We start from the raw sequence: 23,763 nt of genomic DNA on the forward strand, positions 1-23,763 counted from the left end.
TATACTATTGGGGCGCGATACGCCTGGTCATCTTACGGAAAAAGGATGCTCTCTGTCCAACCGCCGGCGCCCTTTTCATAGCGCCGCCGTTCATGCAGGCGGAATGGCCGGTCGCGCCAGAATTCCATCTGCTCGGGTAGGACGCGAAAACCGGACCAGTAGTCGGGCCGGGGAATCGCCCCGATGGCATATTTTGCGGCATATTTGGCGACTTCCGCCTCCAGCGTAAAACGCCCGTCCATCGGGCGGGACTGCTGGCTGGCCCAGGCCCCGATCCGGCTGTCACGCGGGCGGCTGTCGAAATAGGCGTCAGCCTCGGCATCCGTGACTTTCTCGACCGTGCCCTGAATGCGAATCTGGCGGCGTAAACTTTTCCAGTGAAAACATAATCCGGCGCGCGGGTTGGCGAGGAGTTCGCGGCCTTTCTGGCTGCCGAAATTCGTATAAAAGACAAAGCCACGCTCGTCCGCGCCCTTGAGCAGCACCATGCGCACCGACGGGTAGCCGTCCGCGTCGGCGGTGGCGAGCGCAATGGCGGTCGGGTCGTTGGGCTCGCTTTTCTCGGCTTCCGCCATCCAGTCCTGGAATTCCTTCAGGAGATCGGTAAAGTTTTTCACAGTCATTTTCGGATACTCGTTATGTCTTGGCATGCCACTGCTTTGCCGCATTTCGTTGCCAAACTTAATCGGCTGCGACGGAATTGTCGACCGGCGACGTTTAATTTAAGATAGGCCGTCCCGAAAGCATTTGAAATGATTTGTGATGGACCTATTGCTATAAATGTCGTTCCGGGCCCTATATAGTAGGAAACGGGAATGGCCTGACATGAATGTCGGGAATGAAATTTTACGATGACAAGGATTGTAATGATGCGGAAATCAAAACTACTGGTGGTCACGGCGCTGGCCTCAGCGCTCGCTCTGGCGGGCTGTGCGGACGCCCAGAACAACCCTAAAACAACCGGTGGCGCCGTAATCGGCGGTATTGGCGGGGCGCTGCTTGGCTCGATGTTCGGCAAGGGCACAGGGCAACTTGTCGCGGTTGGCGTCGGAACGCTTGCCGGTGCGATGATCGGCAGTGAAGTTGGCAAGACGCTGGACGCGGCGGATCGCGCACAGATTGACCGGGCCGAGAAAAAGGCGACAACGGCGCCGATAGGCCAGACGATCGCCTGGAACAATCCTCAAAGCGGTAATTCCGGCACGATCACGCCGGTGCGCGACGGCAATCATACCGACGGCCGTTATTGCCGGGAATTCCAGCAGACGATTGAAGTTGGCGGCAAGCTTGAAAAAGGCTATGGAACAGCCTGCCGGCAGCCCGATGGCTCCTGGCAGATTATGAACTAAGAGGTGGAAGGCGGCCTCGGCCTCTCTGGAATGACGGGGGCCGGGCCGGACAACATTTTTAATGGGACGAATTGAGCTATTCACGGTTGCCGTGACGGCGGTGCTGCTTGTTACCTTGGGGGCAAGCCCGTCCGTCCGGGCGGATTTCAACGATGGTGTCGCGGCCTATGAGGCCGGAGACTATAAAACCGCCTTCAATGAATGGCTGCCGCTGGCACGGAATAACGATCCGGCGGCCATGCGCAATATCGGCCATATGTACCGGCGCGGTCTCGGCACCGCACAGGATTACACCAAGGCGATGACCTGGTACAAGCGCGCGGCGACCATCGGGTTCGATCGCGCGCAGGCCAATGTTGCCGGCATGTATCTGGAAGGCGAGGGGGTCGAGCAGGATTACGCGCAGGCCGCCAACTGGTTTGCCCGCGCGGCGCAGCAGGGGCATGTGATTTCCCAGTATAATCTCGCCCTGTTGCTGGAAAACGGCCTTGGCGTAGAGAAGAACGAGCAAAGAGCGCTCGGCTGGTATGCTCTGGCCGCCAAGGCGGGGCATCCGGCGTCCCAGAAAAAGGCGGCGGAACTGGCGACGTATCTTCAGAACAAGCCCGATGAACCGGAAAAAGAGGGGGCTGGCGGACCCTTGATCAAATCGGCGGATACGGAACCTCCCAAGGCGACCGAGACGGCGACGGCCTCCTCGACGAGCGCCGCGGACACGCCGCAGACACCGCAGACGCCGCAGGCACCGGACTCCGTGGCCACGAAGGACGAAACACCTGCACCGACAGCGGCAACGGGAACTGCAACCGAAGCCGCAACCGCAACCGCAACCGCAACTGCGGCATCCTCCTCCCAAGGCGTCCAGAAAAAGGGATTTTATGAGGCCCTCCGGTCTCTCGTCGCGAAACAGGAGGTAGGGGAGTCGTCCGTTGCGATATCCTCAGAAAGCCAGGGCGGGACACCGCCGGAAAGCCAGGCAGAAACAATCTCATCCACACCGGTGACGGAAGCGGCATCGGACAGCGTTACGCCGGAAGTGAAACCCACCGCGGTGGAAACCGCCCCGGCACAACCGCCCGCGGCATCAGTTCCTGCGCCAACACCGGCCGTCAAACCCGAAGTGGCGGCGGTACCGATCAAGCCGGTTGAGATAGCGGCGATCCCCGCACCGGCAGGGGCAACACTGGCACCCGCGCCAAAATCCGCGCCGTCCGTCCAGGCAAAGCCATCCGGGACCGGCCTCAGCGTCGCGGAAAAGCTGGAAATGGCCGATCTCGCCTATACGCTCGAGCAGTATCAGCAATCCCTCAGCATCTGGGCGCGGCTCGCGGCAGATGGTAATCCAGAGGCGCAATACCGTCTCGGCAGCCTGTTTAATGCGGGCGTGGCCCTGCCGGTGGACCGGGTCCGCGCCTATTACTGGTGGGACAAGGCGCGAGCCAACGGTTCCAGCGAGGCCGCCGCGGCCCTTGCCGATCTGGTACCTACCTTGACACATCTCGAAAAAAGACAGATTGATCGGGTTAATTAGTTAAATCCTAAGAGAAAAGTTTTATATACTGGTATCTAAGGGTCTTATTGAATTAAGGGACGTTTTTACGTCCAGCATGGCAACGGATGAAAAACTTATACAGTATTCTTGGCATCTCAAAAGGCGCGAGCCAGCAGGACATCAAATCCGCCTATCGCAAGCTGGCTAAGAAACATCACCCGGACGCAAATCCGGGCGACACGAAGGTGGAGGAGAAATTCAAGGAAATCTCCGCCGCCTATCATATCCTGGGCGATGAGAAACAGCGCGCCCGGTATGACCGTGGCGAGATTGACGAGCATGGGCAGGAGAAGATGGGTGGCTTTCGCGGCGGCCACCGTGCCTCCTCCACGGCCGGTTTCGGCGGCGGCGGAGCGGAGGATATTTTCTCCGAGATATTCGGCAATTTCCGCGGTGGCGGTTTCCGCGGCCGCGTGCCCGAAAAAGGGCGCGACCGGAAATTCGCCATCGAGATCGACTTTATGGAAGCGGCCCTCGGTGGCAAGCGGCGCCTGACCATGGGTGACGGCGGCCGGACGCTTGACGTGGCCATTCCTGCCGGGGTGACCGACGGACAGCAGATCCGCCTGCGCGGGCAGGGAGAGGAAGGGGTTGCCGGCGGTCCCAATGGCGATATCCTGATCAATGTCACGGTGAAACCGCACAGCTTTTTCCGCCGCGACGGACAGAATGTCCTGATCGAGCTGCCTATCAGTTTGCCTGAGGCGGTGCTGGGCGCGACAGTCAAGGTCCCGACGGTGGATGGCACGGTCAATCTGAAGGTGCCGCCCGGATCCAACACGGGCACCAAGCTCCGGTTGAAGGGGAAGGGCATCGGGGGTCCGAAAAATGGCGCGCGCGGCGATCAGATGGTCAGCCTCAAGGTCGTTCTGCCGGACAAGCAGGACGAGGAACTTCAGGACTGGGTGACAAAATGGGCGGAGAAGCATGACTATGATGCCCGCTCCAAGCTGAAGAGCAAATAGCCGCCATTGTCTGCGCCGGGTCATAAGTCTTTTGACTGCCCCCCATAAGCGCGATAAAAAGATAGTACATTTGGTTTCGTAGACGGTAATGAGGGGATGCGGATGACGCAGCACAAGGGTTTGATGGCAGGCAAAAAGGGCCTTATCATGGGGGTCGCCAATAACCATTCGCTGGCGTGGGGAATTGCACAGGCGCTGCATGAACATGGCGCTGAAATCGCGTTTACCTACCAGGGCGAAGCGCTTGGCAAACGGGTTATCCCGCTGGCGGAGAGTGTCGGTTCCGACACGGTTCTGGAATGCGACGTGACCGACGACGCCAGTATGGACGCCGTATTTGCGGCGCTGAAAGAGAAATGGGGCAAGATCGATTTTTTCGTTCATGCCATCGGTTTTTCCGACAAGACCCAGCTGCGCGGCAATTTCTCCGATACCACCCGCGACAACTTCAACATGACGATGGAGATCTCCTGTTTTTCCTTCATTGCGCTGGCCAAGCGCGCGTCGGAACTGATGACCGACGGCGGCAGCATGGTGACGCTGACCTATTACGGGGCGGAGCGGGTCATACCGCATTATAACGTCATGGGCGTTGCCAAGGCCGGGCTTGAGGCGGCAACCCGCTATCTGGCGGTGGAGATGGGCAAGAAGAATATTCGCGTCAATGCGCTGTCCGCCGGGCCGATCAAGACCCTTGCCGCCAGCGGGATTGGCGATTTCCGCTATATCCTGAAGTGGAACGAGTATCATTCACCCTTGAAGCGGAATGTCACCATTGACGATGTTGGCGGATCGGCGCTCTATCTGCTGAGCGATCTCGGGGCCGGCGTGTCTGGGGAAACCCATCATGTGGATGCCGGGTATCATGTTGTCGGCATGAAGGCGGAAGACGCGCCCGACATCACTAAGTAAGCAAGTTTTTCAGGCGGAAGTCCTTATGTCTCACAATAGTTTCGGTCACCTGTTCCGGGTGACGACCTGGGGGGAAAGTCATGGCCCGGCGCTTGGCTGCGTGATTGACGGCTGTCCGCCGCTGATCGAGGTCACGTCCGAGGAATTGCAGGTCTGGATGGACCGGCGCAAGCCCGGCCAGTCGCGCTTCACCACCCAGCGGAAGGAGCCCGACACGGTGAAAATCCTCTCCGGTGTATTTGAGGGGAAGACCACCGGCACGCCGATCAGCCTGATGATCGAGAATGTCGATCAGCGGTCCAAGGATTACGGGGATATCAAGGACAAGTTCCGCCCCGGCCATGCGGATTTCACCTACCAGACAAAATACGGCATCCGCGATTATCGCGGTGGCGGCCGGTCCAGCGCGCGCGAGACGGCGGCGCGCGTCGCGGCGGGCGGCATCGCCCGAAAGGTGCTGGGCGACAATGTCAAGATCAAGGGGTACTTGACCCAGATCGGCGACAGGGTGATCGACCGTTCCCGCGCGGATTTATCCGAAATTGACAACAATCCCTTCTGGTCGCCGGATCCCGGCATTGTCGAGGAATGGACGGTCTATCTTGATGCGATCCGCAAAGCCGGCTCCTCCGTTGGTGCGGTGATTGAGGTTGTGGCCTCCGGCGTGCCCGCCGGGCTTGGCGCGCCGATCTATGGCAAGCTGGATTCCGATCTCGCCATGGCGATGATGACGATAAATGCGGTCAAGGGGGTCGAGATTGGTGACGGGTTCTCTGCCGCGGCGCTCACCGGCGAGACAAACGCCGACGAGATGCGTGCCGGTAACGAAGGCTTCCCGCGGTTCCTCAGCAATCACGCGGGCGGTATTCTGGGTGGCATTTCGACGGGGCAGGATATCGTCGTGCGCTTCGCGGTGAAGCCGACCTCCTCTATCCTCAAGCCGCGCGATACCATCGATATTGACGGCAACGAGACGGAAATTCAGACCAAGGGCCGCCACGACCCGTGCGTTGGTATTCGCGGTGTGCCCGTTGGGGAAGCCATGATGGCCTGCGTCCTCGCCGATCATCTCTTGCGTCACCGCGGCCAGAACGGCTAAACCCAATATCAACAAGAAAATTTTAAGGAGATATCCCATGTCCCAGCCCAAATATGTCCACGCCCTTGATATCCCGGTTCCGGCCCGTGAGGAGCTGGAGGAAGGGACGCAGAAATATTTCGCGGTATGCGAGGAGAAGCTCGGCATGGTGCCGAATGTGCTCGCGGCCTACAGCTTCGATAACGCGAAGCTCCGCGCCTTTTCGGACATGTATGGGGAGTTGATGCTGGGCGAGTCCGGCCTGACCAAGCTGGAGCGGGAGATGATCGCGGTCGCGGTCTCCTCGGTCAATCAGTGCTTTTACTGCCTGACTGCCCATGGCGCGGCGGTGCGGGAGCTGTCGGGCGACCCGATCCTCGGGGAGTTGATGGTGATGAACTATCGCGCGGCGGAATTGCCCGCGAAACAGCGCGCCATGCTCGATTTCGCCTACAAGCTGACCAAGACGCCGAACGAGATGGAAGAAAGCGACCGGCAGGCGCTGCGCGATGCCGGCTGGACTGATCGCGATATCTGGGATATCTCGGCAACGGTGTCCTTCTTCAACATGAGCAACCGCATGGCCATGGCCATCGACATGATGCCGAACGAGGCCTATCACTCCCAGGCGCGCTAGGGCCTGTTTTCGGCGGCGGCCTTCCGGAATAGATCGGCGAGAAGCTTGCCCGCCGGGCCGAGCTTCTCCGGCGCCGGGATAACGAGGTCAAGCGGCGCCAGTATCTCGAGCTTGTCTTGCGTGTTGAGGCGACAAAGGTCGCCTTTTTCAAGGTCCTCTTTGAACATATGCAGGGGCAGCCAGCAAAAGCCGATACCGGAAAGCAGGATGTCCCGCGCCTCGTAAAAGCCGCTGACAGTCCAGCGCTGCTCTGATTTCAGCCAGCCGATGGTGGTCGGCAGCGGCGCGCGGGTGCGGTCGCTGATAACGATCTGCAGATGCCGGTGCAGCTCGCCGGTCTCAATCGGGGTGCCCCGTGCCACCAGCGGATGATCCTTCCCGGCGAGGGGGCTGAGCGGTACACCCATCAACGGGGTGCCGACAAAGCCCTGCGGCACGATCGGGCTGATCACGATATCCGCTGCAGCTTCCTGGATGGCCTCCACCGCGCCGTTGAGGATAACGCTCTCGATCTTGAGCCTTGTGCCCTGGCTTTTTGCATGAAACTGCCTGAGAACAGTGACAAGCTTATCTTTCGGGTAAATTCCCTCCACCGCGACGGTGAGTTCTGTTTCCCAGCCTTGCCGCGCCGTCTTCACAATCCGTTCAATGTTTTCGGCATCCTCAATCAGCTGTTGGGACCGTCGCCGCATCACCTCGCCAATAGGAGTGAGCCGGACCTGCTTGCCCTCAACGGTGACAAGTCTGACGCCGAGCTGGTCCTGCAGCTTCTGCACCGCATGGTGGAGTGAGGAATGGCTGCGATTCAGCTTCTCCGCTGCCTGGAGATAGCCTCCATGGTCGATGACGGCATTAAATATCTGCCATTGGGTAAGTGTCGCGGTTAGCATGTCTATAATTTAGACAATAAATGCCGAAAATAATCAATTTATATTCTAAGAATCAGACATATATTCCGCACATTATTCCTGATTGATGGTGGAGTTGACGACAATGCTAGAGAAACTGAACCCTTTATTCGACCTTGCGGGTCGTATTTTTATTGCGATCCTGTTTGTACCGGCAGGATTCAGCAAGATCACCGGCTATAGCGGTACGGCCGGCTATATGGAAGCGATGGGCGTCCCAGGCATTTTGCTCCCGCTCGTCATTTTGGTGGAGCTCGGCGGCGGCCTGGCCATCCTCGCCGGATGGCAGACACGGATCGTTGCCTTCCTGCTCGCGGGATTTTCCGTGGTGTCGGGTCTGCTCTTTCATTTCCAGCCAGAAGACCAGTTGCAGATGATCATGCTCATGAAGAATATCGCCATCGCGGGCGGCCTGCTGTTCCTCGTCGCCAATGGCGCCGGTGCCCTTAGCCTCGATCGTCGGTCAAGTCGGGCCTAAGGCTAGTCATATCGGGGGCTGCGCCATCCTGCTGCGAGCGCTTCAAGCTCGGAGCAGAACCAGCGCTCCCCCTTTTTCTCGTTAATCTGCGTCGCGTTGTACCAGCGACTGCCGGGCAAGTGATAGATCCGGCCGCTGTCGCTGATATTTCCTTTTATATTGCAGCTGTTGCCGTCATGCACGGCGACACGCTGGTCCTGTCGCCAGACCCAGGGCATCCGGAAATTTCCCTGCCAGAGCCCGGCCTTGGCAGCTTTCGCCGCATTTTCCTCGGACAGGTAGCGCTCGCTGTAGCGGCGAAAGGCGACCGCCCAGCCCGACCGGACCATTTCGCCATTGATATCGCGATCCCCGATATAGCAGGTGGCGAGAAGGCGGCCGTATTTGTCTCTTTCGCTGCCATCGCAGCGCAGCGTGTTTTTCCCGACGAGGCTTTTTAGGTAAGCGCCGGACTGCGTGCCGCAGGCATAGCTTTCCGTGTGATCGTCAAAACATGTTTGATCCGACTCCGGCGCGTCAATGCCGTTCAGGCGGATTTTCTCGCCGTTCAGGCGGATCGTATCGCCATCAACCACATGGGCGAGGCCGCTGACCCCGCCGGGGAGCGATGCGGCTTTTTCATAAGACGTCATGTCGGGTGTCAGACCGAGGGTTGTTCCCGCGATCAGGCTGAACACGCCGACCAATGCAAAGGACACAAGGTTTCCTTTCCGCCGGTTGCCGCGTCGCCAGGGCGAGCGGGGCTTTATTTTGGGAATGACGGCCAAGCCGGGCTCCTTGTGAACGGAAATCCTGTATTCCGCTCAATTCTGGAGCGTAAGAATTAAGAAAAGGTAATCGGAAGTGGTGTTTTGCCGCAGATCAGCGTGTTTTCGACGCCGCCTCGGTCAGGATAGTGATATCGGCGCCCTTTTTATGAGCATTTTCCGAGATATGCCGGCGCCAGGCGCGGGCCCCGGGGCGGCCCTGGAACAGGCCGAGCATATGCCGCGTGATCGAGTTGAGCGGCACACCCGCCGCCATTTCCCGCGTCACATAGGGGATCATCTGCTCGATTACCTCGCGCCGCTCCGGGCTTTCATCGTCGACGCCATAGTATCGCCGGTCGATCTCGGCCAGGAAATAGGGGTTCTGGTATGCCTCGCGCCCGATCATCACGCCATCCACCTGCTCAAGATGCGTGTCAATTTCCTCATGGCTTGAAATCCCGCCATTGATGATGATCTCCAGCTCCGGCAATTCCTGCTTCAGGCGGTAGACGCGCTCATAATCGAGCGGCGGGATAGTACGGTTCTCCTTCGGGCTGAGACCGGTGAGCCAGGCTTTCCGCGCATGGATAATAAAGGTCGAGACGCCCGTCTCCGCCACTCGCTCGATAAAGCTTTTGAAGTAATCATAGCTGTCGAGATCGTCGATGCCGATGCGCGTCTTCACCGTGACGGGGAGGGAGGTCGCCGCCTGCATCGCCGTGACACAGGCCGCCACCGTTTCCGGCTCCCCCATCAGGCACGCGCCGAAGCGGCCGTTCTGCACCCGGTCGGACGGGCAGCCGACATTGAGATTAACTTCCCCATAGCCGTAGTCTTCGGCGATTTTCGCGCAGCGGGCGAGGGCGTCCGGCTCACTCCCGCCGAGCTGGAGCGCAAGCGGCTGCTCCGCCGGATCGAACCGCAGGAACCGGTCCGCATCCCCATGGATGATCGCCCCCGTTGTCACCATCTCCGTATAGAGAAGGGCGCGGCTAGAAATGAGGCGCAGGAAATACCGGTCATGCCGGTCCGTCCAGTCCATCATCGGGGCTATTGAGATACGTCTGTTCACCATGGATTCGTGCGGTCTTAATTTGTTGAATTGTTTAACATATAGGAAGCGATCTAGGGGCTTCCACCTTATATCTGCCACGCTTTTAACCGATCTTTGGTAAAACGGGAAGGTTTTCATAGGGTCGCGACCGATATGACGATGGGGCTTATATTCAAAGTTTCGATTGTTCTCCGTCTCAATGGGCTTGCCGCCGGGATGCAATCGGCGCTAGACTTATAAAAAAACACAATAAGGGGAGAGAATAAGATGGGACAAACCCTTCAATCCGCTACCGGCTTCAGTGTTGAACCTCTGGACAAGTCCTTTGGCGCTCTGGTGCGGGAGATTGATCTTCGGGATCTGGACAGCGCGACCTTCGACGATCTGTATCAGGCCTGGCTGACCTACGGCCTCCTTATTTTCCCGGGACAAAACCTCACCAAGCGCGAGCAGGTCACCTTTGCCCGTCGGTTCGGCGATCTAGTGGAAGAACTGAAGGCGGTGGAGATCAGCAACGTCAAGCCGGACGGCAGCCTGCGGGATGCGCCCGGTGATGACATGATGAAGATCATCCGCGGCAATATGCACTGGCACCAGGACAGCACCTATATGCCGGTACAGGCGAAAGGTGCCGTGTTCAGCGCCCATGTCGTGCCCAAGCGTCAGGGCGATACCGCCTTCGCCGATATGCGTGATGCCTATGATGCGCTGGATGACGCGACGAAGGCACAGATCAATTCCCTCTCGGCCTATCATTCCCTTGAATACAGTCAGCGGGCTGTGGGCGAGGAGACGAAAAAGGAAGACAGCGAATATTTCGGCTATGGCATGAATGTTGCCGACGTGCCGCTTCGCCCGCTGGTCAAGACGCACCCCGAAACGGGGCGCAAGGCGCTGGCCGTCGGGCGTCATGCCTATGGTATTCCGGGCCTGTCAGAAGCGGACTCGGAGGAGCTGATCGCGCGGCTTAACAATTTTGCCGTGGCCGACGAACGGCGGATCTATCAGCATCGCTGGACGGCGGGGGATGTTGTTCTGTGGGATAACCGCTGCCTGATGCACAAGGCCTGTGCCTGGGACTTTTCGGAACCGCGCATCATGTTGCATTCCCGCATTGCCGGCGACCCGGCAAGTGAACAGGCGCTCGCGGCACAATAACGCCGCCGCACCTGCCCGGCGGTGATGCCGGGCAGGCTTTTTCCAGGGGCCGCCTGTTATTCCGGGCTGGGTTTTGGCTCCAGCTGCCGGAGATAGGCGATCAGCGCGGACATGTCCTCATCGGAGATATTGGCGTAGTAATAGACGCCCATCGGTGGCAGCAGGCGTGAGCCGTCGGGCCGGACGCCGGTGCGTATAACCTTTTCTAGGTCGGCGTCGTTGTAGTGGGCGATGCCATCCTCATGCGGCGTGATGTTGGCGGAAATTGACACGCCCCAGGGTCCGGGGAAGGACATGCCCCCGACGCCAAGCTGGTGTTCGATATCCGGTTTCCCGTTGACCAGCGGGCTGTGGCATTCGATGCAGTGTCCGGCCGGTCCGGCGAGATAGGCGCCATAGGCGACGATGTCATCGCGCGGCACATCCGGCACCTGGGTGACCGGCGGCCCGTAGGAAGGCGGCAGCGGAATTTCGTAGGTCGATTTCTCGACGACGTTCTTCACGGGCTTCACCTGCCGGAGATAGGCGACGATCGCCGTGACGTCGGTGTCGGACATATTGCGGTAAAGCTCAATCGGCATGGGCGGGCCTATAATCGTGCCATTCGGGCGCTTGCCCTCACGAATGGCGGCGATGATCTGCTCATCCGTCCAGTTACCGATCCCGGTTTCCTTGTCCTGGGTAATGTTGGGCGCGAAGGCCTTGAAGAAACCCGGCTCGTCGACAAGGAACTGGCCGGCCAGTTCCATGCCCGCTGCCGGGCCGGTCGGCGTTTGCGGTGTATGACAGTTGCCACAGGCAACGATACTGTTCATCAAGTAGGTGCCCCGCTCCAGCGGGGTCTCGGCAGACACTGCCTGGGACTGCACGGTGGCAGCCAGGGCAAAGGCAATAACCAGCTTTTTCATGTGCGTATCCTGAAAAGGAGAATTAACGTATCTTTCCTAACTTTTTTAGCCCCGAATCCGCAGATTCTCGCGCGAAGTATCTTAGAGAATTTGAATATATGCAATGGGATTCATACGGATGCCGATGTGAAAACCGTCACATTTCTAATTTTTTTCTGACGTAATTGACGCGCCACACTGTTGACCTAAATCAAAGATAGTCTCTGCGTAACCGGTTATGGTTAACGAATGGAAATGCAAATCTAGGGAGGCGGCAAATGACGGAAAAAACAGTTTCATCAGGAAATGGCGGTGACCTGCAGGCGTTAGGGGTTCCTTTCAATGTTGAGGCCATGGCCGGGATGAACCAGAAATTCTACAAGATGATGATGTCCTGCAATGACGAGTTGATGACTTTCGGCCGCACCCGGCTGAAAGAGGATTTGGACATGCCGCAGAAGCTCGCCGAGTGTAAATCCCCGCAGGAAATGGTGAGTATCTGCCTCGGCTTTTACCAGACCGCGTTCAAGCAATATGCGGACGAGGCGACCCATATCGCCAAGATCTGCACCGAAATGACCGCGGAAGCGCCGGAGTTGTCCAAGCTTCCCGGCGATTGAGGCGTGCTCCGGGTTGAGGCGGCGAACGGCGCTGGATTTCTAGCGACGCAAAAACTGTGCTATCATAATCTGGAAGGGAATACAGACTATGCCCTTTGGTAAGAACAGGGAATGGATCCTGCTCGCCGATAAGGCGCACGCGCGGATATATGCGCGCGAGGGGATCAACGGCCGCTTGACGCAGGTCCTGGACAAGGCGCATCCAGCCGCCCAGGGCAAGCAGGGAGAAGCAGGCGCGGCGCGGCCCGGACGCGGACAGAAATCGACACAATCCGCGCGCTATGCCTACGAGGATCACGCGGATTTTTCCGAACAGGAAAGCGCGGTGTTTCTGCGCTCTATCACCGACAAGGTGAACGACGCCGTAACGCGCGACATCCTGGATAGACTCATTCTGGTGGCCTTGCCCAAGACCATGGCCCGCCTCAAATCGGGCATGTCCGAGGAGGCACTGGCCAAAATTGCGGCGGAATGGCCCAAGAATCTGATCGGTGTTGCTGAAATCAGCCTCGCCGATCGGTTAACTGCGTTTAAAGAATAGAAAAGGAGTGAGATGATGAAAAAACATATGACATCCCTATCCGATTTTCCATTACGTGCCGCCCTGGTCGGCGGTCTGTGTCTTGGGCTCGCAGCCTGTGCATCGCCATCGATGGAATCCGAGAGCATGGCCATCGAAGCCGCCAAGATGGATGCGGCGCAGGCCAAGGCTGATGCGGCCAAGTCCCTGGCGATCATGGAAGAGCTGAAAGCCATGAATGCGCAGACCATGCAGGCAAGCAATGAGGCCGCCGCCGCGGCAAGATCTGCAAAGGAATCGGCGGACCGCGCCGCCCGGATTGCGGCGGAGCTCGAGGCCATGCACGCTAAGCATCTGCGCAAGTAATCGCCCGCGATATTACTTGGCGATTATCTCAGGCACACCACGCCTTTCCTGGATGATGCGGTCAAAGGCGGCCCAGTCAATCCGGGAGAGGCCGTGCGCTTCGGCCTTGACAACAGCGGCGCGCTGTATCCCGGCAAGATCGACGGGGACCGGATCAAAGGTGCCTGTCATCTCGATCTGATCGGCCTGCGCGCCGGCCGGATGCGCCTCTAGATAAACCGCTGTCCCGTCCCAGCCGACCTTGATCGGCTCGTCAATCAAGGTGACGGGCATATCGATCCTGGCAATGTCGAACACCTCCTTGATATCCGTGTCATACAGGCGGACGCAGCCACTGCTGACCCGGCGACCAACGCCGGCAGGCTTGTTGGTGCCGTGAATAACATAGCCATCCCAGCCGATGCGCACCGCGTATTTGCCCAGTGGATTGCCGGGACCGGGCGGTACCGCGGCGGGGAGGGACGGATCAAGGTCGCGCATCGTCTTGGTCGGGCGCCAGGTGGGGTTCTCGCGCAGCTCTGTCACCGTCAGTTTGCCGACGGGCGTGCGGCGCCCGTCACGGCCGATGCCGACGGGCCAGGAGCGGATATCCTCCGCCGTCTTTCCCCTGTAGTAGAGGCGCATGTCGCCAATATTGACGGTAAAGCCGGGTTTCAGGCCGCTTGGCAGGATATGCCGTGTCGGGATCCGTAATTCCTCGCCGGGCTTGACCGCCCAGGGATCAGCCGCCGGATTGGCGGCGCGAAGCTCGACATAGCCGACACCGGTAGCCTCCGCGATATGGATAAGGATTTCCGTTTCGCGGGCGGTATAGGTTTTCTCCGTCCCGATCAGGTCTGTCGCCGCCGCACCCGTGGCGCCCAGCACCGCTAGGAAGACACCGAGCGACCCGGCGGCAAGCGCGTTCCTGATCCGTTTCAACTGGTCCTGTTTCACGCGGGGGCTACACCTTTCGTCCTTCCACTGGCGGGCCATAGTGTCGGCTGGCCGAATGGGCATAGAGTGAAATCATCTATCAAGAATAAGCAGTTCCGGGCCTTTTTCAACAGGAGCTCAATGTTTGCTTTGCCCCGCTATGCAACTTCCTGTAAAAGAGCGCAATCAGGAACAGACCCAAAAGTTTGAGGAAGCAGCCGCCAAGATGACCCGTCACCTTATTACCTCCGCCTTACCCTATATCAATGGTGTCAAGCATTTGGGGAACCTGATCGGCTCGATGTTGCCCTCGGACCTCTATGCCCGGTACCTGCGCGCGCGCGGTGAAGAGGTGCTGTTTATCTGCGCCACCGATGAACATGGCACCCCCGCCGAGCTCGCTGCCCGCGAAAAAGGGCAGGATGTTGCGGAATTCTGCGCGGAGCAGCATAAAGTACAGGCCGATCTCGGCGCCGCCTTCGATCTTTCCTTTGATTATTTCGGCCGCTCTTCCTCGCCGCAGAACAAGGAACTGACCCAACATTTCGGCAAGAAGCTGCTCGAGAACGGCTTTATCGACGAGCGGATCACCCGCCAGGTCTATTCCATCGATGATGACCGCTTCCTGCCGGACCGCTATGTCGAGGGAACCTGTCCCCATTGCGGTTACGACAAGGCGCGCGGCGACCAGTGTGAGAGCTGCACCCGGCTCCTCGATCCGACAGACCTGCTGGAGCCTCGCTCGGCTGTGTCGGGCAGCACCAATCTTGAAATCCGCGAGAGCAAGCATCTGTTCCTGCTGCAATCTAAGCTTGCCGATGAAATTCGCGTCTGGGTCAACCGGCACCAGGACTGGCCAGTGCTGGTGTCCTCCATTGCGCTGAAATGGCTGGATGAGGGACTGCATGACCGCGGCATTACCCGCGACCTGAAATGGGGCGTACCGGTCGACCGGCCGGGGCTGGAGGACAAAGTCTATTATGTCTGGTTCGATGCGCCGATCGAATATATCGCGGCGACCAAGGAATGGGCCGATGAGGACCCGGAGAACCGCGACTGGAAAAGCTGGTGGTATGAGGCCGACGATGTGCGCTATGTGCAGGTGATGGCGAAGGATAATGTGCCGTTCCATACGGTGACTTTTCCCGGCACCATTCTCGGCAGCCGCGAACCCTGGAAGATGGTCGATTATATCAAGGGATTCAACTGGTTAAACTATTATGGCGGGAAATTCTCGACGAGCCAGAAGCGCGGCATTTTCATGTCCGACGCGGTCGAGTTACTGCCGTCCGACTATTGGCGTTATTACCTGCTCGCGAATGCGCCGGAAACCTCCGACGCCAGCTTCACCTGGGACGGATTTTCCGGCACGGTTAACAAGGACCTGGCCGATATTCTTGGCAATTTTGTCAACCGGACGCTGAAGTTCTGTTCCTCCAAGTTCGGGGACCAGCTGCCCGAGGGCGGCGAGGCGGGCGAGGCCGAGGCGGCGCTTGCCAGGGCGCTGACAGAACGGCTGGAAGCTTACAACACCCATATGGGGGACTTGCAGATCCGCAAGGCGATGCAGGAACTGCGCGCGATCTGGGCACTCGGCAACGAGTACCTGACCGAGGCAGCCCCCTGGACGGCCTTCAAGACCGATCCGGAGGCGGCGGCGCAGTCCTTGCGCATCGCCGTCAACCTGATTCGTATCTTCGCCGTGCTGAGTGCGCCGGTGATCCCGAATGCCGCGCAGAAAATGGCCGCCTGCCTGGGTCTCACGCTGAACTCGACCGACTGGATCGAGGGGGATATGTTGACGGAGCTGCAAACATTGAAACCCGGCCATGGTTTTGACATCCCGGACGTTCTGTTCCGCAAGATCTCCGATGAAGAGGTCGCGGGCTGGGAAGAGCGTTTCGGCGGGGAATCGTAAGGATTCGGGCGGGTTCCACACCGTTTTTTGCGGTGAATTTTACCGAAGTTAACTTTAATTCTTAACGCGGCTTTAAGGCCTTATCGCTACTCTTATGCTTATTTTGCAGAAGGATCGTTTAGCGATGACGTTAGGCAAGCTACTAAAACGCAAGATCCTGAACGCGTTTGCTCAGGATACCCTTGGCGCGACGGCGGTTGAACTGGCGATGATCGCGCCTGTGCTGATTCTGCTGTTGGTCGGTATCATCGAGCTCAGCATGGCGATGTTCATCAATACGGTGGTGGAAGGCAGCCTCAAGGATGCGTCCCGCCTTGGCCTGACCGGGCAGATTCAGGACGGGTCCAGCAACACCCAAGCCCTTGTTGATATGCTAAATGAAGCCTCCCTCGGGCTGTTGGGCCTGACAACCGGTGATGTGACAACGCTGGTCTATGAGAACTTCTCCTATGTGGGGCAGGGCGAGGAATTTACCGATCTCGATGGGGATGGAGCCTGGACTCCTGGCCCTTATACCCATTCAGACGGCACCGTCTATCCGGATGGCGAGCCCTGGGTCGAAGTGAACGGCAACGGTGTCTATGACGAGGATTTCGGCGTCGCCGGGCTAGGCGCGCAAGGGGATATCGTGCTCTACACCGTCGAATATAACTGGAACTTCCTGAGCGGTCAGGTCATCCCGATCCTGGATGGTATTTTACCCATGCGGGCATCCATCGTGGTGCGGAACGAGCCGTATTAATGCGCTGTTACCTTTAATTGGGGTTTATAATGAAGCGTTTGTTTAAATCTACCGGCAACCGGATACTAGGCCATATCGGCGGGTTCATCCGTAACCATCGTGGCGTTGCCATGGCGGAGTTTGCCCTGATGCTGCCCGTGCTGATGCTGCTCACCGCCGGCAGTTTTGAGGTTGCGCGCTACGCGCTGATGACCCAGAAGCTGGACCGGATCGCGGCCACCCTCTCGGACCTGATCGCTCGGTCCAATATCGAGAATATCACCGAGACCGAAATCTCCAACATTATCGATTCCGCCCTCTTTATGGCGCAGCCCTTTGATATTTCGGGCAATAACATGATTATCCTGACCTCGGTGCAGGGTCGGGCCGGACAGGCCCCCGAAATACTCAGCCAGCGGATTTCAGGCTCGGTTACCAGTGCCAGCAGCATCATCGGCGACACCATCGGCGGTGACGCAACGCTTCCCGCCGCCTTTCCCGATGCCGGTTCCGGTGAGACACTGGCGGATGGGGAGACCCTGATCATTGCGGAAGTTTATTACGACTATGATCCCTACCTGACGGGCGATATCGGCTTCTTCGGGGATATGCTGCTGCGGGCGCATGCCTATTTCCGACCGCGCTTTACCGATACGATTACCTTTCCGGCGGCTCCCTAGTGAGCGATTAGCCGGCGGACAACACGTCGGCAAGACCCTTAGCAGAAAGGCCACCCCGTTACCGGGGTGGCCTTTATTCTGTGTCGACGTGTAAGCAGTCGCTTGAAGAGCCTGGTATCCCGACGTAATCAGTGACGCAGCCCCCCGGTTCCCACACCTATGTACAGTCTTTCTATTTACAGAGAGCCGATACCGGTTGAGGAGCATAAGGCCAGGCGGGCCGGGTTGGGATGTGGACGGAAACCAGACCGGGAAGGGAGAGTATCCTCCTCCTCCATGCGCCAAAAAAAGAGCGGTGGCCGAAACCACCGCTCCCGATGTTGTTTGAAAGAACCGGCTTATTTCGAAATACGCAGGTTGCTGAGTTCTTCACCGATGGTGTTGAAATTGTCCGCAAGCTCGGCCGCGGAGGTGGCGACAAATGCATGCTTGGGCGATGTTGCGCAGCTTCTCATCATGCTTGAGTTCCCATCAACGAGGAGCACGGTATAGATGATGATCCCTGCGTTCTTCATGGCCGTACAGGTTGCCAGAACCTTGTCATCGACGATGTCGGGATAGCTTGAATAGCCACTGCCGCTGAGGGCGCTTTGATCAAGAAAGCCCCGATAATCATACTTATTTGACGTCGGGGTCGTGTCGAATAGTTCCGCCCTCGCGTACGCATGATAAATATCATAGGCGCTGCTATTTGTGCCCAGCGTATTGAGACCGTCTGTCATCAGGACAACGACCTTATCCATATACTGTTCGCCGTAATTAAGGGGCAGGGCCGTGTATCCGGTCGGCAGGTTGAGTGTTGACGATCCATACCACAGGTTGTTCCAGTTCGGCGAAATCGCGCGCCAGCCCCAGACCATGCCCAGGTTTACGGCCGTGCCGCCATTCGCATCCATGGAGTCAATATGCGATTTGATCGTGCTCTTTTCAGCCGTCAGCGGCAGGACCTTGCTCTCTGGGCAATATTTATTGGGGCCACGACTGGAATTCACAGAGTAATAGTTCCCACTACTTGAACTATATCTCTTCCAGTCATTATTAGTCTCGCTATCACCGCCGCTATTATCTCCGTGGAAATCATTATCTGAATCCCGGAAATAGTCGTTCCAGAAATAGGGAACAAAGTCGTCATTTGGCGGATCGTCAGACACATCGACCGTCCCTCCGAGGAGGTGGTCCCGCATCTCGACGCATCCTTCCCATCCATAGACCGTGTCATTGACGCCGTCTCCGGTAACATCGCGGCCGAGGGCCGTATTTGATGAGTCGGCGGTAAAAATACTCGTCGAGTTGTTGGTCAGGTTGGTTTTGTAGGTGTTTTTAAGCCAGTCAATATTCTGCGGCCCGACATTGACGGCCATTGTATAGGGAACGATTCCGACCCAGAGTTTATCCCGCGTCTCCTCATTTCCGTACAGAATATCCACAAGGTTTTTGGCAGCGGATTTCAACTCTGCCATCCGCGTACTTCCGCTAAGGCTTGAGTCCATGGATCCGGTGTTATCCAGAACCAGGACGAGCTCCATCCCGCGGTTGTCGCGCTTGATTTCGGTCACGGCACCCACCGCGAGGGAGGGCTGGCCCAGGACATTCATAAAGGTCGTGCCCATGTCCGCGCGGACATTAAGCGCGATATTCTCGCGTGTCGAATCCCAGGTAACCGTCGTTGCGTTCATTGTAATCGGGGAGGTGCCCATAAATCCGGAGGGGAAATTGGCATCAAAATATTTCTGCGCATCGGCATATATTTCCGCATCCGTGGGCGCAAAGATATTTCGCCCCACTGCCAGTCCGGCCGCGTCCAGCGCGGTGGAAAGCTTGGATTTCAGGACATAGGCGCGGCCCAGATCAATGGACAGACCGATTGCCCCGAAGATGGGGATCGCCAGAAATGCAATGATTACGGCGGACACGCCCTGGTTGTTGTTTGTAAACCGTGCGATGATCCGGCATAGCGAACCGAAAGAATACTTCTTGTTCATGCTGACACCATGCAATCAAAATAAATTTTTCTGACTAACAGCATCAGGCAAATATTTTAAGAATTCCTTAATATCAAGAAGGGATTTCCGCTAATTTGTATTAATTATATAAATATAACACCCTTATACATTGTTATGTGAAATATAGTTGAGAAAAAGAAATAAATTTAATAATTAAATATAAATAAAATAAAATAAACGATTAGGTAAATTTCGTAAGTATTTCTTTAATAAAATTTTATCAATTATTCGCTATGTTCGATACCAATAAATTCCATTCTTTTAACTATTGATTAATGAATTACCGTTTAAATTGCACACAAGGCGCGAGGCAAGACGAACTTGGGAAGCGCTTTAACTTTAAGGGGCTTTTCAGGTTGCGGGTTCAACGCGGGCTAAAAAGTCTAGACACCAAAGGGTCTTAAAAACCTGGCGGGACTAAAACCAAGTTTTGTTAAGTGTCAGGACGAAGTTCCTGAATTTTAGGAGACTCAAAATGATTAAAGTAATCCGTTCTTTTGTAACAGACGAGTCTGGTGCTACGGCTATTGAATATGGTCTGATCGCTGCTCTCGTCGCTCTGGTTGGTGTTGTTGCCTTTACCGCTCTCGGTGATACGATTGTTGGTGCATTCGACGATATCGCAGAAGCTCTGTGTACTGGTACAGGTGGTACCTATACTGCATCTACGACAGGTGCAAATGCTACAGCCGGTTCATGCAGCTAATATAGCTATTCGGGTCGGGGCGCCTGGTTTCGGCGCCCCCTCTCTCCTGGCCTTTAGGGGCTGGGCCATATTACCACGTAATATATCGATGTAATGATCCGGAGGTTGGTATGGTTCACGTAGCAGATTTCCTCAACGACGAATCCGGTGCCACCGCCATCGAATACGGCCTGATCGCCGCCCTCGTATCCATTGCAGCCGTGGTTGCCTTCGGGTCGACCGGTGAAACGATCCTTGAAGCCTTCTCTGGCATCACCGAAGATTTCTGTGTTGCGATCGGTGGAAACTTCACCCTGTCCAATGACGGTCTCGACAGCTGTTCCTGACCCGGCTTGGCTTTCCCCACTTCTCCCAACCGCTGCTTATGCGGTCAGACGCCAGGTCGGCGTCTTTTATCCAAATCCAGCCAATTTTATACAGTTTTTACGCTCAATTTCGGCAGTTTCTTGCGGTTTATTTACGCCGGAATACCGCGAAATTTACCCCATAATTCGTCCCAAATTTAACCGGAAATTAATGTCTTTCAGTTTAGGGTTGGCGATATTTGAAACCTTATGGAATTAACACCATGGCGCGAAAATTAATATTGATCGTATTTGCATTGCTCATTACCGGATCAACAGTATGGTTTGTGCGCAATTGGGCTGGACAGCAAGCACCGGCCACTGAAACGGCTCAGGTTGTGACGCAACAGCCCGTTCAACAGAAAATCAGAATTCTCGTGGCGGCAACCGACCTTCCCGCCGGCACCCTGGTTCAGGAACAGCATCTGAAATGGCAGGCCTGGCCTGAAGATGATGATATAGAGGATATCTATGTCGTTGAAGAAGTACGGCCCCTGGAAGATTTCATCGGCACGGTCGTGCGTCAGGGCGTTGCAGCTGGCGAACCAATTACCGATTCCCGTATGGTCAAACCTGGACAGAGCGGATTTCTCGCTGCGGTCCTCAATCCCGGAAAACGCGCCGTTTCCATTGCCGTCGATATGACATCAGGTATTGCCGGATTTGTATTTCCCGGTGACCGGGTCGATGTCATCCTGACTCACTCCATCGTCAAGGAGTCGGAAGTAGAGGGTGAGACGAGCGGCCGCCGCGCCAGTGAAACCATCCTGACCGACGTTCGGATCGTGGCCATGGACCAATCAACAAACGACCAGAACCAGGAGGCAGCGCTTCGCCGTGTTGCCACGCTGGAAGTTACTCCGAAGGGTGCGGAAATTATCGCCGTTGCCAAGGAGCTGGGCAGCCTGACCCTGTCTCTTCGCGCTCTCGCGCGCGTTGAGGATGAAGCAAGAAGCAAGGATGGCCAGGTGGCGTTCAAGGCCGAACGCGGCCGGGGACATACCTGGGATAGCGAAGCAAGCCGCCTGATTACCGGTGGATCCCCGCGGATGGGTATTCCGACAACAGTCATCAATGTCGTACGCGCTGGCGATGCCAAGCAGAAGTTGTTCGACTAAGGAGTAGTTTCGATGCTGACCAGACTATTACAACCGTTGGCCGCCCTTGGGCTGGGACTGATGTTGACCGTCGGCGCTCCGACAAATATTCACGCGGCGCAGGTCATAAACGCCAAGGGTGACATTCTCGCCCTGACCCTGAATTCGGGTAAGCTTGTTCAGCTGGATCAGCCGGCAACCTCCGTCTTTGTTGGAAATCCGGAACTTGCCGATGTGCAGGTCCAGTCACCGACAATCATCTATGTTTTTGGGAAAGGGACGGGCAGTACGAACCTGTTTGCCCTCGACGCCAAGGGCCGGGTTCTGCTGAACTCCCCGATCTCCATCACCCATGATGTGACCTCCCTGAATGACGCCCTGCAGGATATCAGCCCCAATGGCGGCCTGATGGCGCGTTCCACCCCCACCGGCATTATGCTGACCGGACGGGTGAAATCTGCGGCGCAGGCCGAGGATGCCCGTCGGATGGCGGAACTTTATCTCGGTGGCGGAACAGTCTTCAACCGGATCGAGGTGGCCGGCGCGATGCAGGTTAACCTGCGTGTCCGTATCGCCGAGGTATCCCGCTCCGTCACCAAGCAATTCGGCGTGAACTGGGAAGTCTTTGGCCGTATCGGCGATGCCTTTCTCGGTTTCGCTACTCCGGTCGATATCGTCGGATCCGGCGCAACCGGGATTACCCGGCTCGGTACCGGAACGAACTTTGTTTCGGGCTATGCCGACAAGAATGTTGATATCCTGAATGTGATTGACGCGCTGGATGAGGAGGGTTTGCTCACCATTCTGGCGGAACCAAACCTGACGGCCCTGTCCGGTGAAACGGCGCAATTCCTGGCTGGTGGTGAATTCCCCATTCCTGTTCCGCAGGAAGACGGCGCGATTACCGTTCAGTACAAGCCCTTTGGTGTTTCTCTTGAATTCAAGCCGACAATTGTTGATGACAACCTGATCAATCTGCAGGTCAGGCCGGAAGTCAGCCAGCTGTCGTCACAGTCCGCCATTAACGTCGGCGGTTCCTTTATTCAGTCGCTATTGACCCGTCGCGCCGAGACCACCGTGGAACTGGCAAGCGGGCAAAGTTTTGCCATTGGCGGGCTGCTGAGCAGTGACGGGGACAATAATATCTCCAAAACGCCGTTCCTTGGCGACATCCCGATTTTGGGTGCCCTGTTCCGGTCGTCTTCTTTCCAGCGGAACGAGACGGAGCTGCTGATTATCGTGACGCCGTATCTTGTCAAGCCTAGCAATTCGCGGATTGCGGAGCCGACAGACGGTTACATTCCGCCGAATGACAAGGATCTCTATGTCGGTGCGCAGAATTTCCGTCCGACGCTGGGCGAAAATGCACCGGAGAAGGACGGGCGGGACACTGCCGCAACGGCGCCGAATGATGTCAAGCTTGCTGGCCCTGCTGGCTTTATCCTGGAGTAGATCTGATGCAACAGAACTTGTTTAAGAAATCCGCGACGCTGGCCAGCCTGGTCGGGATGCTTCTATTGACCGCATCCTGCACATCCCCGGAAGGCTTGATGGGCGCTTATGATCGAACCGCGACACCGGAAAAGGCGACGCTGGACAAGAAAATCTCGGTCAGTGAGCTAACGCCAACCATTATTGTTGATTTCGAAGCTGGCCGCGCCCGCCTTCCTGATATGGAAAAGGGTAAGCTGCTTGGCTTTATCGAGGCTCAGGAGATCGAGTTCGGCGAAACGGTCGAGGTCGAGTTTCCCAGCATTCAGGGCAATAGCGGGCTGAGCGAGCAACGATTCGCTGAGGTCGCAGAGTTCCTGCAGGACCGGGGCTTTTCCGTTGCACCACGCGCAACGAAGGAGAGCGGGACTGATTCGCTGCGGGTCTATTTCGTGAAATATATCGCTACGGTCGATCCGAACTGCCAGAAGGGCTGGTACAAGCCAAAAGGGATCGGATACGAAAATCTGCCGCTTCCCTATATGGGCTGTGCGAATGCCGATGCATTGGCAGGCATGATTGCCAATCCGCGCGATCTGGTCGATCCGGCGAATGAGAGTGCCGCCATTGGCGAGCGGGCGGCAAAGGCAATTGAAAATTACCGGGCCGGAGCGGCCAGTTCCGCCGGCGCTTCCGGGCAATAAGGGAGTCAGAG

The 23,763-nt window shown here is 57.1% G+C and carries 26 protein-coding genes; 19 read left to right on the forward strand and 7 right to left on the reverse strand.

Annotation, left to right across the window (positions count from 1 at the left end; translation table 11 throughout):
* Positions 1 to 32: 32 nt before the first annotated feature.
* Positions 33 to 623: a pyridoxamine 5'-phosphate oxidase gene (gene pdxH / locus J0X12_RS08435; protein ID WP_207044180.1), complete on the reverse strand. Its 591-nt coding sequence runs from the start codon at positions 621 to 623 to the stop codon at positions 33 to 35.
* A 228-nt stretch (positions 624 to 851) separates the two neighbouring features.
* Between pdxH and J0X12_RS08440 the strand changes: the two genes are divergently transcribed.
* From J0X12_RS08440 to J0X12_RS08465, 6 genes are all read left to right on the forward strand, one after another.
* Positions 852 to 1,349, forward strand: coding sequence for an RT0821/Lpp0805 family surface protein (locus tag J0X12_RS08440; protein ID WP_207044181.1), 498 nt, complete (start codon positions 852 to 854; stop codon positions 1,347 to 1,349).
* 61 nt (positions 1,350 to 1,410) lie between these two features.
* Positions 1,411 to 2,880 (forward strand): SEL1-like repeat protein, encoded by a 1,470-nt coding sequence (locus J0X12_RS08445; protein WP_207044183.1) that lies wholly within the window; start codon positions 1,411 to 1,413, stop codon positions 2,878 to 2,880.
* A gap of 86 nt (positions 2,881 to 2,966) precedes the next feature.
* On the forward strand, positions 2,967 to 3,866 hold the full coding sequence (locus tag J0X12_RS08450) for a DnaJ C-terminal domain-containing protein (protein ID WP_207044186.1): 900 nt from the start codon (positions 2,967 to 2,969) through the stop codon (positions 3,864 to 3,866).
* Between the two features lie 102 nt (positions 3,867 to 3,968).
* Positions 3,969 to 4,778, forward strand: a complete 810-nt coding sequence (fabI, locus tag J0X12_RS08455; protein WP_207044189.1) for an enoyl-ACP reductase FabI — start codon at positions 3,969 to 3,971, stop codon at positions 4,776 to 4,778.
* A gap of 25 nt (positions 4,779 to 4,803) precedes the next feature.
* A complete protein-coding gene (gene aroC / locus J0X12_RS08460; protein WP_207044208.1) occupies positions 4,804 to 5,877 on the forward strand; it encodes a chorismate synthase in 1,074 nt (357 codons plus the stop codon).
* 37 nt (positions 5,878 to 5,914) lie between these two features.
* Positions 5,915 to 6,493: a peroxidase-related enzyme gene (locus J0X12_RS08465; RefSeq protein WP_207044211.1), complete on the forward strand. Its 579-nt coding sequence runs from the start codon at positions 5,915 to 5,917 to the stop codon at positions 6,491 to 6,493.
* On the opposite strand, the gene J0X12_RS08470 is transcribed toward J0X12_RS08465, so the two are convergent.
* On the reverse strand, positions 6,490 to 7,383 hold the full coding sequence (locus tag J0X12_RS08470) for a LysR family transcriptional regulator (RefSeq protein ID WP_207044214.1): 894 nt from the start codon (positions 7,381 to 7,383) through the stop codon (positions 6,490 to 6,492). The two genes, J0X12_RS08465 and J0X12_RS08470, sit on opposite strands and share 4 nt — an antisense overlap.
* A gap of 103 nt (positions 7,384 to 7,486) precedes the next feature.
* On the opposite strand from J0X12_RS08470, the gene J0X12_RS08475 reads away from it, so the two are divergent.
* Entirely contained in the window at positions 7,487 to 7,879 is a 393-nt protein-coding gene (locus tag J0X12_RS08475) for a DoxX family protein (RefSeq protein ID WP_207044217.1), read from the forward strand.
* A 2-nt stretch (positions 7,880 to 7,881) separates the two neighbouring features.
* Here J0X12_RS08475 and J0X12_RS08480 read toward each other — a convergent pair whose 3' ends face one another.
* Together J0X12_RS08480 and dusA are read right to left on the reverse strand one after the other, a co-directional pair.
* Positions 7,882 to 8,577: a thermonuclease family protein gene (locus tag J0X12_RS08480; RefSeq protein ID WP_207044219.1), complete on the reverse strand. Its 696-nt coding sequence runs from the start codon at positions 8,575 to 8,577 to the stop codon at positions 7,882 to 7,884.
* Positions 8,578 to 8,740: 163 nt separating this feature from the next.
* Entirely contained in the window at positions 8,741 to 9,703 is a 963-nt protein-coding gene (gene dusA, locus J0X12_RS08485; protein WP_207044221.1) for a tRNA dihydrouridine(20/20a) synthase DusA, read from the reverse strand.
* Positions 9,704 to 9,949: 246 nt separating this feature from the next.
* Between dusA and J0X12_RS08490 the strand changes: the two genes are divergently transcribed.
* Positions 9,950 to 10,840, forward strand: coding sequence for a TauD/TfdA dioxygenase family protein (locus tag J0X12_RS08490; RefSeq protein ID WP_207044223.1), 891 nt, complete (start codon positions 9,950 to 9,952; stop codon positions 10,838 to 10,840).
* Positions 10,841 to 10,896: 56 nt separating this feature from the next.
* Here J0X12_RS08490 and J0X12_RS08495 read toward each other — a convergent pair whose 3' ends face one another.
* A complete protein-coding gene (locus tag J0X12_RS08495) occupies positions 10,897 to 11,709 on the reverse strand; it encodes a c-type cytochrome (RefSeq protein WP_207044225.1) in 813 nt (270 codons plus the stop codon).
* A gap of 296 nt (positions 11,710 to 12,005) precedes the next feature.
* Here J0X12_RS08495 and J0X12_RS08500 point away from each other — a divergent pair, with 296 nt between their 5' ends.
* From J0X12_RS08500 to J0X12_RS08510, 3 genes are all read left to right on the forward strand, one after another.
* On the forward strand, positions 12,006 to 12,347 hold the full coding sequence (locus J0X12_RS08500; protein ID WP_207044227.1) for a phasin family protein: 342 nt from the start codon (positions 12,006 to 12,008) through the stop codon (positions 12,345 to 12,347).
* 88 nt (positions 12,348 to 12,435) lie between these two features.
* On the forward strand, positions 12,436 to 12,888 hold the full coding sequence (locus tag J0X12_RS08505) for a host attachment protein (RefSeq protein WP_207044229.1): 453 nt from the start codon (positions 12,436 to 12,438) through the stop codon (positions 12,886 to 12,888).
* 27 nt (positions 12,889 to 12,915) lie between these two features.
* Positions 12,916 to 13,233 (forward strand): hypothetical protein, encoded by a 318-nt coding sequence (locus tag J0X12_RS08510; RefSeq protein ID WP_207044232.1) that lies wholly within the window; start codon positions 12,916 to 12,918, stop codon positions 13,231 to 13,233.
* A gap of 12 nt (positions 13,234 to 13,245) precedes the next feature.
* Here J0X12_RS08510 and J0X12_RS08515 read toward each other — a convergent pair whose 3' ends face one another.
* On the reverse strand, positions 13,246 to 14,232 hold the full coding sequence (locus J0X12_RS08515) for a L,D-transpeptidase family protein (RefSeq protein WP_207044234.1): 987 nt from the start codon (positions 14,230 to 14,232) through the stop codon (positions 13,246 to 13,248).
* Positions 14,233 to 14,374: 142 nt separating this feature from the next.
* Here J0X12_RS08515 and metG point away from each other — a divergent pair, with 142 nt between their 5' ends.
* The 3 genes from metG (at position 14,375) to J0X12_RS08530 (ending at position 17,467) form a co-directional block, all read left to right on the forward strand.
* Positions 14,375 to 16,066, forward strand: a complete 1,692-nt coding sequence (gene metG, locus J0X12_RS08520; RefSeq protein ID WP_207044237.1) for a methionine--tRNA ligase — start codon at positions 14,375 to 14,377, stop codon at positions 16,064 to 16,066.
* 124 nt (positions 16,067 to 16,190) lie between these two features.
* Positions 16,191 to 16,808 (forward strand): TadE/TadG family type IV pilus assembly protein, encoded by a 618-nt coding sequence (locus J0X12_RS08525; RefSeq protein WP_207044239.1) that lies wholly within the window; start codon positions 16,191 to 16,193, stop codon positions 16,806 to 16,808.
* A gap of 29 nt (positions 16,809 to 16,837) precedes the next feature.
* Positions 16,838 to 17,467, forward strand: a complete 630-nt coding sequence (locus tag J0X12_RS08530; protein WP_207044242.1) for a TadE/TadG family type IV pilus assembly protein — start codon at positions 16,838 to 16,840, stop codon at positions 17,465 to 17,467.
* Positions 17,468 to 17,805: 338 nt separating this feature from the next.
* Here the strand turns inward: J0X12_RS08530 and J0X12_RS08535 are convergent, their stop codons facing one another.
* Positions 17,806 to 19,449 carry a TadE/TadG family type IV pilus assembly protein gene (locus J0X12_RS08535; protein ID WP_207044245.1) on the reverse strand — a complete coding sequence of 548 codons (1,644 nt, stop codon included), beginning with the start codon at positions 19,447 to 19,449 and terminating at the stop codon, positions 17,806 to 17,808.
* A gap of 496 nt (positions 19,450 to 19,945) precedes the next feature.
* On the opposite strand from J0X12_RS08535, the gene J0X12_RS08540 reads away from it, so the two are divergent.
* The 5 genes from J0X12_RS08540 (at position 19,946) to J0X12_RS08560 (ending at position 23,752) form a co-directional block, all read left to right on the forward strand.
* A complete protein-coding gene (locus J0X12_RS08540) occupies positions 19,946 to 20,176 on the forward strand; it encodes a Flp family type IVb pilin (RefSeq protein ID WP_207044248.1) in 231 nt (76 codons plus the stop codon).
* Positions 20,177 to 20,286: 110 nt separating this feature from the next.
* Positions 20,287 to 20,502 (forward strand): Flp family type IVb pilin, encoded by a 216-nt coding sequence (locus tag J0X12_RS08545; protein WP_207044251.1) that lies wholly within the window; start codon positions 20,287 to 20,289, stop codon positions 20,500 to 20,502.
* Positions 20,503 to 20,744: 242 nt separating this feature from the next.
* Complete coding sequence (cpaB, locus tag J0X12_RS08550) at positions 20,745 to 21,638, forward strand: Flp pilus assembly protein CpaB (RefSeq protein WP_207044255.1); 894 nt, start codon at positions 20,745 to 20,747, stop codon at positions 21,636 to 21,638.
* A 12-nt stretch (positions 21,639 to 21,650) separates the two neighbouring features.
* The gene (locus J0X12_RS08555; RefSeq protein WP_207044258.1) at positions 21,651 to 23,069 is read left to right on the forward strand and encodes a type II and III secretion system protein family protein; all 1,419 of its coding nucleotides are present in this window, start codon (positions 21,651 to 21,653) and stop codon (positions 23,067 to 23,069) included.
* Between the two features lie 5 nt (positions 23,070 to 23,074).
* Positions 23,075 to 23,752 (forward strand): CpaD family pilus assembly lipoprotein, encoded by a 678-nt coding sequence (locus tag J0X12_RS08560; RefSeq protein WP_207044261.1) that lies wholly within the window; start codon positions 23,075 to 23,077, stop codon positions 23,750 to 23,752.
* Positions 23,753 to 23,763 lie beyond the last annotated feature (11 nt).

Origin of the sequence: Sneathiella sedimenti (assembly GCF_017313765.1) — a bacterium.
Classification (GTDB): domain Bacteria; phylum Pseudomonadota; class Alphaproteobacteria; order Sneathiellales; family Sneathiellaceae; genus Sneathiella; species Sneathiella sedimenti.